Source organism: Bradyrhizobium sp. CCBAU 53415, assembly GCF_028128735.1.
Lineage (GTDB): Bacteria > Pseudomonadota > Alphaproteobacteria > Rhizobiales > Xanthobacteraceae > Bradyrhizobium.
Genome location: NZ_LBJF01000001.1, coordinates 17123 through 36775, shown reverse-complemented (window position 1 = coordinate 36775; position 19653 = coordinate 17123). Strand labels below are relative to the sequence as shown.

General features: G+C 58.4%; 7 protein-coding genes. 4 read left to right on the top strand and 3 right to left on the bottom strand.

Annotation, left to right across the window (positions count from 1 at the left end):
- Window positions 1-1133: 1133 nt before the first annotated feature.
- The 3 genes from XH87_RS00125 to XH87_RS00115 form a co-directional block, all read right to left on the bottom strand.
- Window positions 1134-3380: a di-heme-cytochrome C peroxidase gene (locus XH87_RS00125; protein WP_271585688.1), complete on the bottom strand. Its 2247-nt coding sequence runs from the start codon at window positions 3378-3380 to the stop codon at window positions 1134-1136.
- A gap of 67 nt (window positions 3381-3447) precedes the next feature.
- Window positions 3448-4818: a hypothetical protein gene (locus XH87_RS00120; protein ID WP_271585687.1), complete on the bottom strand. Its 1371-nt coding sequence runs from the start codon at window positions 4816-4818 to the stop codon at window positions 3448-3450.
- 89 nt (window positions 4819-4907) lie between these two features.
- On the bottom strand, window positions 4908-8105 hold the full coding sequence (locus XH87_RS00115) for a hypothetical protein (RefSeq protein WP_271585686.1): 3198 nt from the start codon (window positions 8103-8105) through the stop codon (window positions 4908-4910).
- Between the two features lie 1292 nt (window positions 8106-9397).
- Between XH87_RS00115 and XH87_RS00110 the strand changes: the two genes are divergently transcribed.
- The 4 genes from XH87_RS00110 (at window position 9398) to XH87_RS00095 (ending at window position 19551) form a co-directional block, all read left to right on the top strand.
- Entirely contained in the window at window positions 9398-11227 is a 1830-nt protein-coding gene (locus XH87_RS00110; RefSeq protein WP_271585685.1) for an AAA family ATPase, read from the top strand.
- Window positions 11224-11874, top strand: a complete 651-nt coding sequence (locus XH87_RS00105; protein WP_271585684.1) for a 4Fe-4S single cluster domain-containing protein — start codon at window positions 11224-11226, stop codon at window positions 11872-11874. Before XH87_RS00110 ends, XH87_RS00105 begins: the two co-directional genes overlap by 4 nt.
- Before the next feature lie 331 nt (window positions 11875-12205).
- The gene (locus tag XH87_RS00100; protein WP_271585683.1) at window positions 12206-18154 is read left to right on the top strand and encodes an AAA domain-containing protein; all 5949 of its coding nucleotides are present in this window, start codon (window positions 12206-12208) and stop codon (window positions 18152-18154) included.
- Window positions 18154-19551 (top strand): hypothetical protein, encoded by a 1398-nt coding sequence (locus XH87_RS00095; RefSeq protein ID WP_271585682.1) that lies wholly within the window; start codon window positions 18154-18156, stop codon window positions 19549-19551. Before XH87_RS00100 ends, XH87_RS00095 begins: the two co-directional genes overlap by 1 nt.
- The last annotated feature ends 102 nt before the right edge of the window (window positions 19552-19653 follow it).

The following is a 19653-nucleotide window of genomic DNA, read 5'->3' as shown; positions in this document are numbered from 1 at the left end:
TGGCCAGTCCCTGAATTGAATCGGTTTACGGCGACCCATGCTGTCTCGGGCGCATAGCCATTCCGGATCAGCTTCCACGACGGCGCGCTCCCTGAATGCTTCCAGCTCCGCGGGATTTTGCTGATGGATTCGGATCGGCATGCTTAATCCAGTTTGGTTGAGCCGGTAGGTTCGCCGGCACCGCTACTTTCGGATGAAGATCGACGAGAACCTTGCTGTAGCCACATCGAGGGAGCACTGGTCAAGGCGTTCCGCCCAACTTGCCTGAGAACTTCGACGGACGTCTCGCCGCGAGAGGCGGCTTCTAGAATTTTGGAAGCGACGTGCGCTCGGATGCCGGTCTCGTCACGCGGCAACTCCTGGCAAACTTCATCCAGAATTCGACGGAGACAGGCGATGGTTTCGGAGTTGAGCATAGAAGGTCTCCTCCAATGGAGCGGTGCAATGACTGCACTGAACGGCGCATTTCACGACATAAATATTGTCAATTGCCAATGTGAACGGCGACGGAAATGGCTTTTAAACCTCTTCACTTAAGGTTGCATGATCATACATGAAGAACGTCGCGCGTCATCAAGTCTGGTGTCTTTAGCGAAGATTATCGACATACTCGGGCAAGTCGTTCGATAGCCTGATGGTCTTGTCCGCGCTAAGCTGGCCTCGCGGTTGAACATGTCCGCTCGTGGCGCATCATCAATGATCGGCGATTTATTCGATGTCGTGGACCCGACAAGCTCTGTCGATGACGCTAGACTAGCCCGCGCGCGCGATCCAGTTCACGTTCCGAGTACACGTCTGCGCACTCTGCACCCAGCTCGAGCGCGGGAGCACCTCCTGACTTAGCAGCACCGAAGAAGATCGGGGCTCTACTCCTGATCAAGGCTCTGATCCTGGCCAGAGTTCAGCCTTCTGATCGAATTAATCAGCCAAGCCCGGCCGGCCCGGCATGACCCGCAACCGAATCAAGGACCGCCGCCGTCATCCGATCCTCGAAGGGAAGTCCGGCAACTCCCTCGCAGGACATTGAGTGACATGTCCTCAATAGGCGGATGAGTTTACGAGGCGTTCCCAAAAAGATCGACTTGGTTCTGGCGTCGGGCGACGAGCGCCGAGCTTCCAGGGTGACGGCCTCCTTACAGCGTCTTCAAATACTCTAGAAGCGCCCGCCGTTCGGCGTCGGTCAATTCTGGCCCGATGACCCCAGGCGGCAGCTTCGTGATGTCGGTTTCCTTGCCCTCAAAAGAATGCCCGCGATTGCTATTCCCAAGCAAAGATACGTTGAAATCCGTCAGGCCGGCCGCGCAGGCGTCGCTCGCTCGTACTTTCGCAACGAGCCCGACGTCAACAGGATCGAATTTGCGGCTGCCCACGCAGAAAGAGCTCGGCCGCCGGCCCTGCGGCAATAACATGTCCTTGAGCGTCGGCACGGACCCGTTGTGCAGATACGGAGCTGTTGCCCAAACACCGTCCAGCGGACGCGCCCGGTACTGAGGTTCAAGGGCAAGGACATCTTCGTCCTTGCCATTACGGCGCACCCGCGCTCCAATGTATGCTCGCGGGTTTTGGCAATTCTTCCTCGGCCCCCACATCTGCTGCTTGGATTTATCGGAAGAGTCGTTCGCGTGGTTCCATTGATCGATCGTCTTGCCCACGACATCCATCAGCGCGAGCACGAATAAGGGGTTTGGCGCCGGATCGGCCGGAAGGCCGCATCCCCAGACTTTGTTCAGGTCATCGATCGGATTGAGGCCGAGTGACGCAGGTAAGTGAACACGCCGAGTCGTCAGGACATTGGATTGTTGACGATCAGTGCCGATCGCGTTCACCGGCAGCTGAGCGACGTTGAAATAGTGGCGTCCACCGATCTCCACCCAATTCTTCTCGCCCTTGGCAGAGCGATCCGGGTTCTCCGGCTTCCAGAACGAATCCTCCGGCCACTTTGCGTCGAATGCGGGATCATTGACCGGCCCTCGGTGGCATTCAAAGCAGTGCGAGCGATAAAGATCGCGGCCTTTCTCAACGAGTTTTTCGTCGATGGCCCAGGCCGGGTCGCCTCGAAACCTGTTCTGCGCATCCTTCCATCGTGGCGCGACAAGCCCATTGAACTTTCTGCCGCTTGCCTCCGCCGACGAAAAGGGATCGGTACCGCGCAAAAGCTCCTCGAATCGCGCAATGTCCGATAGATGAATGGATGATTCAAATAGCGGCCGTCCCGGCGCGGGTGCCCTCATATTGATTTTCGCGCTGACGCCGAGCGCTTCACCCGAATTGCGAACAAGCTCGTTGAGAACGGAGGCGTCATACTGCGCCCAAAGGAAGTACGGCGTGTCCCAGATTGGCGGAAAACTCACAGGAGCGTCGTTGCGCGCGAAGTTGCCCTTGAGGAGCGGATCTGGGAGTTCTCCGGTCGCTGGATCGAGAAAATTTGTGTAGAAGACCTGGTTGCCGATCCGGTTCAAGGCATCAAGCCGACCGAAACCCTCGTCGAGATTCGTGACGCCCTGCCCCGTCAAAAGGCTATCGTTTGCGGCCTTTTGCTTCTTGATCTTTTGAAATGCGAGCTCCAGATCACCTCGAAGCTTCTTGCGGTCGACGCTTCGACCTTCAATGCTTTCCAGCCGGTCGGCGAAGCGCTCAAACCGCCACGGCAACATCAGCGTATAGCCGATCGATAGCCCAATGACCCGTTCAACCTCGCCGAGATTGACCATCGCAGGCCCACCATCAAAGCGGATGCTGACATTCTTGTATTCGAGATGACCGGTATGACAGGCTGCGCAGGTTAGTCCGATCTGATCTTCGTAGAAGCCTCCCGTTGTCGGGTCGACGCCCCCTTTCAGGATCGCGAAACCTACAGGCAAACCATTTGCATTGTCAGGCGTGCTCGCTGTCCAAGTGGCGCTAACGCCCTTGGCATCCTCCTGGTAGCCGTACGCAGGTGAGCTAGCGTCAAAGTCCTTTGAGCTCGGACTTGGGATGAAGCCAAGGCGTCGCAGATACTCGTTGTCCGTCAGGCTCGTGTAACGGATCGACAACTCAGGACGTTCTAGAGCCAGGAACCATCTATAGGGCACAGGAATAGTCGCCGTGCCTTGGGACGTGTGGTGGAACCAGTAACGCTGCTGCGCACTCCAGTTCTGCGGCAGCCAGTATGCGCTATCGATCTTCGATGGCGCTGGCAGCGTCGCGGGCAGCAATTGGGCAACCAGATTTGCGTCATTCTTGACCTTGAGCGCCGCATCGCGAAGCTTCTCCGGTACGAAATACGCAATCCCTATTGACGCCGCCACGACGAACACAATCGCAAACAACAGACCGGCGACATGAGGCCACCGCCTCACCACGCCACCCACCCAAGAGTTGAACGAACGTGCCCCCATCCCGAAATCTCCTTAATCTCAAATGCGCCTGCCGCCGCGCGTGCGCGCCAGCCAGCAATGGCGGCTATTACTTGTTCAGCAATTGGCTATTGATGAAGCTGACGACGTCAGCGGTCTCGGCTGCCGCGCGTCGCGTTATGGTCGCGGCCGCTGGGCCACCATGCAAGAATGAGGGGAACCAACCGAAATTGCGAACATTCCAGTCTTCTTTCGGTAGAACGGCTCGGTTTACGCCGGACACCGCGAAGCCTTGCACTTTCCTGGCCAGCGGCTGCGCGGTTTCGGTGTGACAGCTCACGCAGTCCGTATTGAAGAAATGACTCTTCTTCGTATCGGCAATGACATTGACGATCTCGAGTACGCGGCTATTGGCGACCTTGGCATCGATGAAATCGGCTGTCGAAACACCCTTACGATTGGCAAGCGGCAAGGGAGGATTCTGCAGCGCCGCGTGGCGACACGTCGTTGGATTCTGGTTGTTCGTGACCGGCCGCGGGACCACGTGCGTGTGGCCTACGATGCTAAACATCTGCGCGGCATGAAGGCCGTCGAGCGTCGGGCCAGGCACTGGTATTAACCGGGCCTGGGGGACCCTCAGCATCGAGACGAAAACCCAGGGTTCGGGCGGTGAAATCCCCATGACAGCCATGGTGTTGAGGCGCTGCGGCGAGAGATGCTTTTCCAGCAAAGCTTTAACCGCATCACGAAACGGTTTTGCGGATGCACCGATAAGGCCCGGGTGCACGTTCATGTCACCGGCAGTTGAGACCTTGACATTGCCGAACTTTCCCGCCGCAAGTTGATCACGCAGAGATGCGACGTCACGGACGATTGCCTTGAAGGCTTGGTCGTCAGGTTTAAATCGCGGGAATGGCGCACAACCATCAAGAGGTGAATCAGGCTCGAGGTTGAAACTGAAGATAAGATGACCGGCAGTGTCATGGACCTTGAACCCTTCGGGTCCATTGGTCACTGGCTGAATGATCAGGCGGATTTGCGGTTGCCGGCCAAACTGGGCGATGACATCAGCAGATAATCCCGGGGCTCCCGGATCGATCCGGATGCCCGCAACGAACCAGGCATCGATCTTTTTCACGATATCAGGCAGCTGAATGCGGCGCGTGCCCGAGTCCGGCACGCCGTGGCGTTCTGGATTTTCGGCGTTTGCAATGAAACGCGAAAAATCCTCATCGGACAAAAGCCGCTGCGGAGCCCCAGTGGGGCCGGCGAGATCGGAGATTGCGATCAGATTGACGAGGTCTGCTGGTGCTTTCGGTGGAGGAAACAGGATGGACACGTCATTGGCCGAAAGCGGCTTCGACGGCGTCTCGGCCCGGGCTGTTCCTGCTCCCAAGGCAACGGCGACGATCAATCCCGCTGCGGACAGACTTGTAAGCAGCCGACCAAGTTTTGACCGGCGGATTTCACCTTTTGCCATCGTCGGCAATTCCCCTGTAAGATTGAAAAATCGAAAGTCCCACCGCTTTCAGTCACATAATTCCCGCCCGCGGCCGGGGATCAGGATGCTTACTCGCTGCCGTAAAATTTGCTCTGCAGTGTCTTGAGTTGCGTCGGATGTAACGCCTCTTCAATGCAGCCGAGGAACATCTGGCTTCTTGCATTGACATGCTCCCTATCGGTTGGGCCGTGCTCCATGTCGGTTTGCAGCGCACGCACGGCGATCCAGTCCTTCGAGGGATCCTTGAGCAACTCAAACAGCGTTCGGTTTTGATAGGGATGGAGCCGAAAGTGGGCGAAAGCGACCTTGGCTGAGATCTTCGCATCGCGCAGTGCGTCGGGAAGCGTGAGGAGATCAAGCCCCGGCAGTTCTCCGAGCTCTTGCATTTGATCCTGCGCTTCCTGATATTGCTCGCGTCCCACCAGTTGATACATTCCTCGTGGACGAAACCGCCAACCGTCGTCCGTTCCCACCTGGTTTCCGAACGGGTTACCCTCGTAACCAAGAACAAAGTTCGCCAATTCCTTCGGATGGTTGAGCAATGCGTCCATGCCGATGGGCGATTTGTTCGCGGCCGCGAGGTCGGCGTTGTTCTTTTCTATTCGATCGCGCCATTTACGCGGCAATTGAGCGACCGCGCTGTAAGAGAAGTCTTCGCTGCTGCGTGTAAAATCGGCACTGTCATACGAGAGTGCCCCGAGGATATAGGCCAGGATACGCGGATCGCTCTCCTCGATGCGGTCCCATTCCTGCAGCAAAGCCTTGACCTGCTCGGCCTGGAAATATGCCATATAGCCCTTTCGATATGGCGGCACGGGTGCAGGAACTGGCGAATGATTCTTGATCGATTCCGCCAGCTGATGCTCGTACGCAGAAACTTTATCCTGGTATTTCTGATAGCCACGCTCCTGCAACCACTTGCTCTCATAGCAGGCAAGTAACGGCTGCGGCTTGATCTTTGAAGCGGGCCTGTATTCCTTCTCCAACTCATCGGCGTAAGCAGCCTTTGCAAGCTTGGCGTCCCTAAGCGCTTCAAATGCAGATGCGACGGATCCGTTCAACAGATGAAACAATTTCACTTGCAAGCAATCCGCGTTGCTCTGCTTCTTGCGGGATTGATCGAAGTCATCCTTCGGCAAACAATCCCAAAAGCGGCCGCTGCTTAGCGAGATGATGTCTTCGGTTTTCTCAGATAGCGTCCAACCAAGCGGCAGGTTGTAAAACGAGCCTGTAATGTCTATACGGCCGAACGTTGGAAAGCGTTGCACGCTGGGCCTTATCTCGCTCGTTGGCCGACGATCTATATTGGTGGCGTGATTAAGCGCAACATAGGTTCGAGAGCTTCGCGTGCTCAAGAGCGCGCGCACTGGCTCCATGAGCTCACCGAACATGAAGGAACCGTGGTCTCCGAACTGACCGCTCACCAGCGACAACAGATAAATCCGGAATTTTGGCGCGTCAGAGGTGCCCTTGATGCTATTGAGCCGCTCAATCAAATCGAGCGCGGTCTCTATTCCGGAATTCTCGACATATCCGCCGTCCACGAGGCGCGCCTGCGGATTGGCGGTAATACAATCATTCCGCAAGGAGACCGTCGCGGCCGGCGTCACCCATGGAAACCGAGCGCTCGTAAAGGCCGCAGAGCTAAGCGGGATCCGCAGCGAGTGGCTCTTGACAGTTTGATCGGCTCCGGTGCCGGCACGATCAAGCATCGAGAGAATACAGAGGTCTTTGTCTTTGGCGTGGAGCGGGTCGATATCGAAGGGAGAGATGACAACGCGTTTGCCGCTACCGGCATCTGTCGTGTTCAACAACAGCGCCGGCATATTGTTGGAAGGTGTCCAATGTGACTGAAAATCGGCCTTTAGCAGATTCGATTGGTCGCCAGCGCCCTTTTGGCTCTTCAGCATTCTGTCTGCAGCATTTTCCAGGGTGTACTCCAGAAAGCGGGCGCGATCAAAACTTGGGATAGCGAGCGGAGAAAACAGCTGGGTGAAATCGGTAAATAGAAAACCGGCAACCAAGGGCGAGAGAAAATCCGTCTCCAAGACGCTTGCAACGCGCTGTTCTACCTGCCCAGAGGCATCGATATCCTCGGCCCGGCCGACGCCGGCCAAAAAGTCGGCGATCTTTGGGCATGTCTTTGCGTCAGGAGCGATCGTATCAATTGGCGCATTATCGGCATGAAGCGCAGCTGCGAAGATCGCCGAGCCGACGCTCCCTCCGGAGACGCCGCTTATCGCAAACAGATGCTGCCGAAATGCCGGACAGAGATCCTGCATCCTGGCAAGAAAGCGCGCCGCATTGTTGGCGGCGTAGATGCCTCCACCCTGGGCAGCCACAATGAATACCGGATATTCTCCGAGCCTCTCGGCCTCGGCCAGGCGCGGTTTTTGCCGAAGCCAATCCCGAAATGCTTCGACTGCAGAAACGCGCATCTCTTCTGATGGGCCGTTGGCTCCGGCCACGCTACGCAGCCCGTGGTCATCGCCTCCGAACAATGAGGCAACCACGAACAAGCCGCCAAACACAACCGGTATAAAAGGAAAATTGAACCTGATCGTCAGTAGTGCAAAGTGGGTGGTGAGACCGGCCACGCACATCGCAAAGAGTGCGATTACGCCGAACGATCCGACGAATTGTGCAAGCCTGTCCGGAAACAAAACGAACCCGGTCGTCAACAGGGCGATGCCGCCGATCGTGAGCGCGAGAAATCTATAGCGGATGAAATAGGCGATGTTCGTCCGGTTCGCGAGTGCGGCCGCGCGATCTTTTGATTCCATCCGCCAAGCGAATACGACAAACGAGGCGAGCAGGATCAACATGGCAAGCGCAAGGATGAGCAGCATATTCCGCTCGAAGGCGAGCGCTTGGTCCTGAATGCGGAAGATGCTTCCGACTTCTTCGACCTCACCGATCTTTTCAGCCGGCCGCGAGGCGAGTTGACCTGCCGTCGCGGCGATGATCGGCAACGCTCCGAGTACAATGGGTGCAGCTTTGATACAGAAGGCCAAGCCGCCCGTAGCGGGCGGGATATGAGGCAGGGTTGCGGCCGTAAGCTGAAATGCGGCCGCCCAGATCGTTAGCGCAATCACACCAAGGGCGACAAACTCCTTGAGCGTTACCCACCCAATGTCGTCAGCGGCTATCCGGTAGAGCTCCTGGATCTGATCGGGCATGTATAGCAAAAATGAAATGACCACCGAAAAGACAGAAATCCACCGGAGGTTGCGCAACAATGTAAAGAGCTGCTCGCGCACAGTCATCGCGTCAATTTCCCATACTGTCTATCGGAGATCGTCCTGAGCGAGAAAATAGGCTTGGGTTTTTGGAAATTCGTACCAGCCTTCGTCGAAGGCATTGCGCGACAGATAGCGGGCGGCCCGCAACAAATTGACGAGAGATTTCCTATCGGTCACCGCGTCGAAAATTGAGAACATAACCTACAGTAGTGGCGCGATTTATCGAATATTCTCTTGAATCGTCAAGAGATTTTCAATGCTGAGGATCGAGACCCGTGACGTCGATGTTTTTCGCTCTCGATCCGCCACCTTGCGCGCTTTTTCTTCACTCATTCGCTTAGAACGCAATAAAGCCGCATGCCCCGCACCTCACTCTCGTGATCGGTCGATCGTAGATCGTCATCACTGGACGCAGGCTTCAACGCTTCGGACAACGCGGACCGCGTCAGGCAATAAGCTAGCTTTATTGAAGCTTTGCGACCTCACGCCGGTTGAGCTCGCCGATCTGCAACCTGCTTATCCAGCCAGTGGGGATATGTGATTTCGGCTCGTGGGCGTTCGTGCCGGCGCCATCAGCACACCAGCAGTGCCAGATGCCGGATATGTCTCGGCCACCGCCCGACTAAACGTTCGAGACTGTTCTTGACGCCGTCGTAGGCTGCCCAGTCGTCGATCCAGCACTCCTGCGGAACGAGATCGGGGCCGGACGAAGTCGGCTGGACCCTGCTGCACGCCTCAATTCCCAAAAACAGGTCGCAGTCGAAGGCAAATCTGGAGGACCGTGCTGCCCTTTCTCGCTCGCGCGAGCTTGATGGTCGGCCACTCAAAGACAAGATACCAGTCAGTTAGACCTTTCGATCCGACTTAGGACGTCCGCGCGGCCGTTCAGCTTCTCGCCTCGAATACCCCGCATCTTGGCGACTCTATGGATCGAGGGCGCGCCAATCACGCCACCATCGACGGCGAGGCACTCGATCGCGGTGGCGGCGAGATCACGGTCTTTGTTTGATCGACGCCCGCAGTCGTCTAGCTCACCGCCCTCGGCGAGCGTCGCAACAACATGGGTGACTAAAGCTGATCGCGCGATTCAGATCGAATTTGTGTCAGATGCAGACAGCCAGGGGACGGACGAGATTGCCAGGCACCCGATTAATGGCGCCCGATGCTCTGCAGGCACCCTTCCGATCTCGATCGAACCGCCCTTCTCGTCCTTCGTCGCGTTATCCCATTTCCCTATGGATTCTTGGGAAATACTCTCGAAATCAGCGAGTAGGATAGCTTATAGTCGCCCGATACGCGTACAAGGGGGCTTCTCGGTGCACGACAGTTCGGCAGACAGAGCCAGATGGCTCCGCGATTTGCTGCGCTTTTTGCCTCTGCGCAGCCAATTCGTGCTTTCCGGCAATACGCGGGACCTTCAGATCCACGAGGTCGGTCCGGGCGAGTTGACCGCAGCGCCGCTATCAAGGGTCCTGCCGGACGTTTTAAAGGCAGCTGGTTATGGGCGGATCGCATGGTTCGATCTTCTGAACGGATTTCGGGAGGTCGAGCCAGCCGACGGAAGCTACCTCCCTCAACTGGGTCTAGTGCCGACTGCTGGCACGGCGGCGGGCGGGATCGATCTGTTGTCGACGACGCTCGAACGGCACGTCATGGCTGAAGGCCAGCCCTCTGCCCTTATCGTCGACTTTGCCTCAAGACTGATCGCGCGAAACGACGCCTTATCACCTGCCGAGCAGCAGCTTTTCTCCCGCGCGCTGATCCTGTCTCATGCGGCGCGGGCGCGTCCGGCGGGTGATAAGCGGCTGCCCTTCTTCAATACGGTCGTCTGGATCGTCGACAAGGAAGGTGATCTGCCCGATTGGTTCCTGATCGGAAACCCGAAGATCAGATACGTGCCCATCGGGCGACCGGATCATCTTGCGAGAAGGAGCATGATCCGCTCCCTTGTCCGAAGTCTACCCGGCGCACAGAACGCGGACCAATCTGAGATAGAAAAGTGTACTCAAGGATTCGTGGACGAGACTGAAGGCCTTCTGTTGCTCGACGTCAGCGCGGTCGCGCAGCTCGCCCGCAGCGAAGGCGTGCAGTTCGATCGGATCGGGGATGCCGTCCGGCGCTTCAAAGTGGGCGTGACTGAGGATCCCTGGCGCAAGATCAATCGCGACAAGATCACTTCGGGTGAAGAATTCGTCAGGCGCCGCGTCAAGGGACAGTCTCACGCGGTCACGCATATGCTCGATATCGTCAAGCGCGCGGTGACGGGGATCGGACAATCGCCGCGCGGCGGCCGGCCAAGAGGTGTCGTCTTTCTTGCTGGGCCGACAGGTGTCGGTAAGACGGAACTCGCCAAGACCATCACCAGTCTGCTTTTCGGCGATGAATCTGCGTATATCCGCTTCGACATGTCGGAGTTCAGTGCCGAGCACTCGGACCAGCGGCTGATCGGGGCACCGCCCGGCTATATCGGGTATGATGTCGGGGGCGAGCTCACGAACGCGATCCGTGAAAAACCGTTCAGCGTCGTCCTGTTCGACGAGATCGAAAAGGCCCATCCGAGGATTCTCGACAAATTCCTGCAGGTCCTCGACGACGGCGTCCTCACCTCGGGACGAGGCGATCGTGTCTATTTCTCCGAAGCGTTCATTGTCTTCACCTCGAATTTGGGCATCTACGTACCGGGGCCATCCGGTGAGAGAATTGCCAACGTCACGCCGGAAGAGAACTTCGAAGGCGTGCGGAGAAAGGTCCGAAGCGAGATCGACAAGCACTTCAAACAGGTCCTCAACCGGCCCGAGATATTGAACCGGATCGGAGAGAACGTCATCGTCTTCGATTTCATCCGGCCCGAGGTTGCAAACGAGATATTCGATCAGATGGTCGACAACCTGCTCAGGGACGTCAAATCGCTCGGCTATGGCGTGACTTTGACCGGAGCTGCCCGCGAGGTCCTTCGCGGCCTGTGCCTTTCTGATCTTTCAAACGGCGGCCGCGGCATCCGCAATCAGGTTGAATCTCACCTTATCAACCCGCTGTCGCGCAGTCTCTTCGATCGCGGAGCGGAAACCGGACACAGATACAGGATTGAACAGATTCGACCCGGGCCATCGACCACGATCGATCTCGTGAGCGAGCAGTCCCCATGAAGATGGTCGATCTGTCGCGCATCCATTTCCCGGTCACAACGTTGGGGCCCGGCCGAAGGATCGGGATCTGGTTTCAAGGCTGTTCGATCCGCTGCCCAGGATGCATCTCCATGGACACCTGGGCGCACGGACGAGGAACGACGACCGTAGAGGAGGCCGTCGAGGTAGTCTCGCCATGGCTTTCGACCGCTGACGGGATTACGATTTCGGGTGGCGAGCCCTTCGATCAGCGCGAGGCTTTGTTCGATCTTCTGGCACGACTTAGAACTCGAACCAAGGCGGACATCCTGGTCTTTACCGGCTACCCCTGGACCGCGATCTGCGAAGCGCTAGCCACATCGCCATCTCTTATTGACGCGGTCGTTTCCGGACCGTTCGATATCGATGAAAAGCAAACCCTCGCGCTTCGTGGCAGCGACAATCAGGAGCTGCACCTCATGACGCCCCTGGGCCGCGCTCGGTTCGCGAGTTTCGACCGGCCGATCGACGAAAAAGACCGCACCTTCGACGTCATGTTCGACGATAATGGCGACGTCTGGCTTGCGGGCATTCCGGCTCGCGGCGACTTCCGGCGCCTGCGAAATATGCTCGAAGGCGGCGGATCGACGCTGGGAATTTCGGAAGATACACGTTTCCCCTCTGTTTAGAATTTTGCTGATGATTAGACTTTGCCCGAACTGCAATACCGAACGCCCCGTCAGCGAGATATTTTGCGAAGGCACGTTGAACGGCCAAACCTGCGGCTGGGACCTATCGGCGGTCGATATAACGCCGGCCGGATCGACGAGACCAAGGCCAAATCCAGCTGTAGTTCCTCTTCAGAGCGCCCCGACCTGCCGAAACGGTCATCAGGGCTCTCTTGGCGACCTGATCTGCAGCCTATGCGGCGAGCCGATCATCGAAGGCGACCAGGCGCCCTCACCGACCGAGCCCATTCCGACGCCACAGCCCGCGCCAGCGCCCGGCCAGGAAACGGTCGTGGACGGTTGGCATCTGCAGGATCGGATCGCCTCGTCCAGCACAGTTCGCGAGCGCTTCGTCGCCACGCGCGCCTCAGACGGACAGCGAGGAATACTCACGCTTTACGCTATAGGCTCGGAACCGGACCAAGCAATCTACGATTTGCTCTTAAAGCTTCCTCGAGATCACGTTCCGGAATTCTTCGCAACCGCTCGCTGGCAAGATCGCGCCTACGAGGTCGCGGAGGAATTCAAGGACGGCACTCTGGTGGATTTTGCCGTCGATCCAGGCGATCCGGCGTCTCTTGCAGCGTTAGTCGGCGAGCTTGCCAAGGCCGTTCACGCTCTCACCGAAGCCGGATTGCGACACAGGGATCTGCGCCCTTCCGTGATCTTCGTGCGGTCAAAAGAGCCGCTTGACCTCGTCATCGGGGGCTTCGGCTCGGCACGGCTCTCCGAATTCGACCTCGATATCGTGTCTCCGCTTGAAACGACTCGCTATATGGCGCCCGAGGCAATCGCCGGCGGCGTCGCCCCGGCGTCCGACTGGTGGAGCATGGGGATGATCTTGTTGGAGAAGATCACCCAAGGCGCGTGCTTCGCAGGCATCAATGAGCAGGCCTTTCTGATCCACATTCTCACCAACGGCGTACACCTCCCCGAAAGCCTGGATGAGCGGACCAACACGTTGCTGCGCGGCCTGTTGGCGCGTGACAGGCGTCAGCGCTGGCAGTGGAAGGAAGTTCAGGCGTGGCTACGCGGAGAAAGCGTATCTGCGCCAGCGGCCGATACAGCGGCCGACACAGAGGGCGGGAGCTCGATTTCGCTGAGCGGCAAACAATATCGATCTGCAAACATGTTCGCATTGGCAGCGGCGGAAGCTGCGAACTGGGACCAAGCCAAGGCGCTTGTCCTTAGAGGCGCCGTTGCAAGCTGGATTTCGGAGGCCGGCTTCGAAGCGGCTGTTGCGGCAGGTCTTCGGCAAATTCTGCGGACTGAGGACCTTCAGGAGGATTTGAAGCTCTCCATTTCGCTTAAAACTCTCAATCCGTCGATGCCTCTGATCGTCAGAGGCAATATCGTCACACCGGGTTGGCTGCTCGACCACCCGAGCGACGGTTACAGTCTGATCACAGGTCCTGCACCCGACCTGCTGCGGAAGATTGATCCGGACGATTGGCTCTGGCGGCTGAAGGTCCGCTCGGACACGGTTCGTAGGCGACTGAACCAACTCGAAATCGCGGTCGACGAGGATGCTCTGCGCGTTCACCTGCTGTCGACCTCTATGGCCCGCCTGGCCGCGCTCTGGGAAGAACGGCGAAAGTTTTTCCCCGATACCGACCATGCCGGCGTAGCAGCGCTCGCTGAGCGCCGCATTTCGGCGGAAGAAGACCTCGTCATCCTGCTCAGCGCGACCTCGAACCAGTTCCGCTCGGTCGCCGAAGTCATCGAAGAAGCAAAAAAGGAAGCGTCGACGGCCGGGCTCGGCAACTTTTCGGCACAGGAGGCGACAACGCTCCTCGGCGGCCCACGTCGCGAGATCTACCAGGCGATTGACGAGCGCATTCAAAACTTCGCCAGATGCGGCATCAAGGAAGTCGACGAGTGGGCAGACCAGTTTCGCCTGGACCGACGGATGCCCTTAGGGCGCGCGCTCGCCCTTCTTTGTGTGCCCGCCGAGACGTGGAAAGCGCTTCCGAAGCAAGGCTATGTGTCGACGATCTTGGACTTCTTCGCCAAGCGGATTTCAGGCGGCGTCTTGCGCGGGCCGCTGACGCGCATGCTGATCGGAAAATCGGCCAGGATCGATCTCACCGAGCTCGATACGTCCAGAGTGCCGGCGGCTGATATTCTCGACCAACTGCTCGGTCGTACGAACCGGACCGTGAACGTCGATCCGGCGGCTTTCGCCGATGACGACGGGCTTGAGCGAAGGTTGCGCTCCTTGCACTCCCATGCATTGCTCTACAGGCGCGATACCGGCATCGATGGCCTGTTCATGGGATTTCCGTTCCTGATCATGCGCGATCATCGGCCGAACGCGAGACCGCGGATTGCGCCGGTCCTGCTGTGGCCGGTGCGCGTCAATCCCGAGGTCGGAAACCGCGGTCATGTCACCTTAGGTTATGGGCGCGAGAGAAATCCCGATATCGAGATCGAGCATGTTCTCGTCAATCCCGCTCTCGAAGGAATGGTCGGCATTCCCGAGGCGAGACGTTGGCAGGAAGCGGCCAACGAGCTCCTGACCCATGCAAGCTTGTCGGTCCAGGCGGTGATGGACGCCTTCAGCCGATTGGCCAAGCCTATTGGCAACGAATTGACTGCTCTTCCGGGAAAGGACGTCGAAGTCGGCGCGCAAGAACGGCAGCTGGTGCCAGCAGCAGTGCTGTTCCATCTGGCCTTCATGGGCCAGGCGGTGATGAAGGATCTCGAGACCCTTCGGGGCTTACCGCCGACGGCCACGGCACTGGAGGCCGCCCTGCGCCTGAACGAACAGCAGGCGGCGCCTTCGGCATCCCCTCCGGTGAAAGAGGCCGATCGGTACTTTACTGCGGACAGCGATCCCTCGCAGGAGGCGGCCGTCCTCGAAGCACGTCAGGCCCCGGGACTGGTCATCGAAGGACCTCCCGGAACCGGCAAGAGCCAGACCATCGTCAACATGGTCGCGGACGCCATCGGCACGGGAAAATCGCTCCTCGTGATCTGCCAGAAGCAGGCCGCTCTGGAGGTAGTCCGCAAGCGCTTGGATAAGGAACGCCTGACGGATCGCTTTGTCATGATCACGGATGCGCATCGCGACCGTGAGCCGATCGTCGGCTCAATCCGTTCGCAGGTCCATGCGTTGCACAACCTGTCTCCCGGAGGGTCTGCGGCCTGGAAGCGAGAGCGCGATCGCCTCGCCGCTCGCATCGAGACGCTCGAGACGGAGCTGGACCGTCGCCAGGTTGCACTTCATTCCGTGGATGATCGAACCGGATTGTCCTATCGAACGCTGCTCGGCGAACTGCTCGAGATCGAAGAAGCAAGCCCGAAACCCATTGAGGCTCCTGAACTCCGCCCTTTCCTGGCAGATCTACATCCCGCGGACGTGGCGCGGATCGAGGAGAATTGCGGCCCGCTCGCGAAATTCTGGCTTCCGTCGAAATTTGAAGACAATCCTCTGTCCGCCCTCAAGCCGTTCAATCCCGATCGAGGAATCGCGGCTGCGCTGGCCTTGCACCTGCAGGCATTTTTGCAAGCCGACGCGCGGCGGGAGCAGACCGACGCTGAGACGGCGAATTGTCTGAACATATCGGATGCGGCGGAATTTCGGCCCTGGCTCGCCGAAGCGGATGAGCTCCGCTCGATCAGCGATTCGGTTTGCGCAAATCTTGCTCGATTGCGGCCGCTGTTTCGGAACGTCGAGGATGGGACATCGGAAGCTGCGCGCATTCTCGAGCGCCTATCAGCGATTAAAGAAATCTTCTCATCGCTCGATGGCCCATCCTACAAACCGAACTTTTGCTCCAAGCTCATCGCCTTCAATGAGGAAGAGCTCTGCTCTGCCGAGGAACTCGCGGGCCAAGTTCGCTTGCCGGCAAGCGCCCTACAATGGCTCAACCCGCTCCATTGGCTGCGCACGCGCCGTGTACGCCAGCTCCTTGCGTCATTGCAGCTCCCGCAAGATAACGACGCCATCAGCTCGTTGTATTATGCGGTCGAGCTCGAATTGGCCATACGCCAGCCAAGGCACGAACTCGAGCAATATTTCACGATCTTGTTCGGCCGTGCCCCCAATCTGGATTTGTCGCCCGGTAAGCTCGCCGATTTCGCCGAGCGCCTCGGCTCGTTCCTCAATGGTCTGGCAGGCCATAATTCGCTCATCGATCGGTGCCCCGACCGGCTTGAGCTCGAGAGAGCGCTCTCGGCCGGAACGACCGAGGAGCTCGGCACGTTCTTTCAGCGGGCCGAACTCGCGCTCAGAAGGCATGACACGCGAGAGGGGAGCCGCGCCGCATTGGACCGGCTCAGGACCTATTTCGACGAACTGTGGCTCGGATCGAGACGCTCGGCGGTCGAGAATGGTCGCTCCAATGCGAGCGCCATTGACCAGATCGTGCAGGCTCTGCCGATGCTGAGCAGCTATCAGGAGTATCGACTTCGCTCTTCGCGCCTGGGCGACAAGGAGCGTGCCATCTTCGCAACACTCAGGTCCAGGGAGTCCGACCTTTCGGACCTGGCTTCCGAAGATCTCGACGCCTGTATTCGCACCACTATAGGCCGCGAGGCCCGTTTGGCGTGGAAGACCGATATGGAGGGCACGAATCCTGACGTCTTGTTCGACGCCGACGAGCTAGATGCGAAGGTAAAATCGCTGGCGGAGGCCGACGCGCAGATCCGCCAGTACAACCGGGATCTTCTCGTCCAAGATATCGATGCAGCAAAAGTGCGTCCGACCAGCGATTGGGACGCGATCACCAAGCTGCGTGGCCCAAGAGCGCTAAGATTGCGCGAATTCATCGATCGTGCCGCTCCGCTCGGTCTTTTCGCGCTCCGGCCGGTCTGGCTCATGACGCCAGATGTCGCGAGCCGCGTACTGCAACCTCGCGCGGGACTCTTTGATACCGTCATCTTTGATGAGGCTTCGCAGATGCCAGTTGAGTACGCGCTGCCCTCCCTGTTCCGCAGCAGGCTCGTCGTCGTCAGCGGCGACGAAAAGCAGATGCCGCCGACCTCCTTCTTCACCAGCAAGGTCGAGAACGACGAAGCGGCAATATTCGACGGTGAAGAACCAGAAGAAGGAGCCAGCGAGGAGGAACGCGAAGCCTTCGCGGAGACGTGGAATCGCAGAGAGATCAAGGATTGTCCCGACCTCCTCCAACTCGCTCGCTCCGTGCTTCGGACCCGTACTCTGCAGGTGCACTATCGTTCGAAATATCGAGAGCTAATATCATTCTCGAACGCATCGTTCTACGCCAACGGCCTTAGCGTCCCCGTTCGCCATCCCGTAGAGACAATCCGCAGGCTCAAGCCGATCGAAGTTGTGCGCTCGGACGGCACTTACAAGGCCCAGACGAACCAAAAGGAAGCCAGCGATGTCGTACAATACCTATCGCAGCTTTGGGAGGATTCATCGCCACCGTCGGTTGGTGTCGTCACATTCAACCGCAAGCAGGCCGACGCCATAGAAGATGCTTTGGAAGATCGCGCCGAAAACGATGCAGCGTTCCGAGAGGCATTGATGCGCGAGCGCGAACGTATCGAGCATGGCGAGGACATGGGCTTTTTCGTCAAGAATGTGGAGAACGTGCAAGGCGATGAACGTGACATCATCGTTTTCTCCACGACATTCGGCCGCAACGAACACAGCGTTTTCCGCAAGAGCTTCGGCGCGCTAGGCCACGCCGGCGGTGAGCGCCGCCTGAATGTCGCGGTAACACGTGCGAGAGAAAAGGTGGTCATCGTCACATCCATGCCGATATCGGAGATATCGGACCTGTTGACGAGGCGGAGTGGTCCAAGGGTGCCGCGCGACTATCTGCAAGGCTACCTCGAATATGCCAGGACAGTATCCGATGGTCTTGCAGACTCCGGAAAGACGCTCCTGGACCGGATGGTAACCGAACCACGTCCCCACCACGAAGCGGGACATCATGAGGACGACGGCTTCACCAGGTCCGTCGAAGCTTTTCTGGAAGCGAGTGGCTATAAGCCCAGTCGGGCTCGCGATGGCGGCGCATTCAGCCTTGATTTTGCCGTGACCGATCCCCGGACCGGCCTCTACGCGATAGGCGTGGAATGCGATGCGCCGCGACATCAATTGCTTCAAAGAGCTCGGGCTCGCGAGATCTGGCGTCCCAATGTGTTGGGAAGAGCCGTTCCTTATGTCCATAGAGTTTCGTCGTATGCTTGGACTCATGCTGGAGACGCCGAACGCCTCCGGCTCAAGAACGCTGTCGAGCACGCACTTCGTGGGGGAGGATTGTAATGAGCGGACCCAAAGCCTTCAGGATCGTCACCCGAGCCGAGATCATCGCCATCTGCCACCGCAACCTGGCGCGGCTTGACGCCGCGATCGAAAGCTGGACCTCCGCCGGCAGACGCAACGGGACCATTGAGCAGAAAGACATCGACAAAGTTATAGTCCGGCGAGATGAGCTTCGTCGCCTGCTCGAGGCCGATCGTTTCAGCGAACTCCAGAAACAGGTTGCCGCCGAGATCGTCTTCCTTCGGGCTGATTCCGAGCGCCGGGTCGAAAGAGCCGCCGAAATCGCGGCCCGTTCGAACCGCGAATTAAGGCGCTCGAAAGCGGCAGCCGAGGCGCTGCTAGAGAGACTGCAAGCTCTGAAAGTCGAGATTCCCGCCAATATTCAAAGCGAGCTCAGTGGTTTGGCAGCATCTTCCGAGCGCTTGGAAGCGGCCATGGCAAAGGCGCTGTTGCTGCTTCCTTCTCTGGCGGCACCGGATAGCGCGACAGACCGGCAACGCGAGCTTGCCAGTCGCCTGGGCGCCGGCGAACGGCGCGACACCCTGCAGGAATGGATTTCCGGGCAAGCTCAGGAGATGGAGGATCCCGCCTTGGGACGCGTCGATGCTCTTCTCGGCGAGTTGCGTGGGCTTGGCATCGATCCCTCCCCATTCTCGGACCGTGTTGCTCTCATGGAAGCAGAGGCGCCGGCTCGAAGATCGCTTATCGCAGATAGCCTTCTGTTGGACCTGGCCGCGGCCGTGAAGGATGGCCGCGCCAGCGCGCGACTAGCGGACGAGCTTCGGGCGCGACGCGCCGAGCTTTCCGTGATGAACTCAGCGGAGGCTATCTCGCTGGTGACCGAAATCGAGGAAGCCCTCGCCTCCCCATTGCCCAGCAACCGGCAAGAACTCTTCAAACGCGCAGACGTTCTCATCGAGGAAGAATTCAAGGCGATGGCCGCGGCGGAGCGCAGGCGCGTGGTGCTCGAAGGTCTTGCCAGCCTGGGATACGAAGTATCGGAAGGAATGGCGACCGCGTGGGTCCAGAACGGCCAGATTGTCCTTCGTAAGGCGGCCAATCCTGGCTACGGAGTAGAGCTCTTGGGCGGATCGAGATCGGATCTCCTCCAGGTGCGCGCCGTAGGTATCGGCAGCTCGGCCGAAGCTCGCGATGCAAATCGTGACCACGACATGGAAACGATCTGGTGCGGCGAGTTCGATCGCCTGAAGGCGTCGGTCGCTAAAGCAGGCGGGCACTTTGCGATGGAATTCGCAAGGCCTGCCGGCCAATTTCCTCTCAAGATCGTGTCAGCTCCGGATGTAAGCCACCCCACGAAGCGGAAGTTGTTGAAAGTTCATATCGAGCACGATCAATCAACCCGCCCAATTAGCAATTTGCAAAAACCCAGCTACTAACCTAACGGAGATCATCTCACAGATGTCTGCGAAGATCACACGGCCCGAAGTATTTCTTTCGCGCAGTCGAGAGCTGTTGCGGCAATGCGAGTCGAATATTTG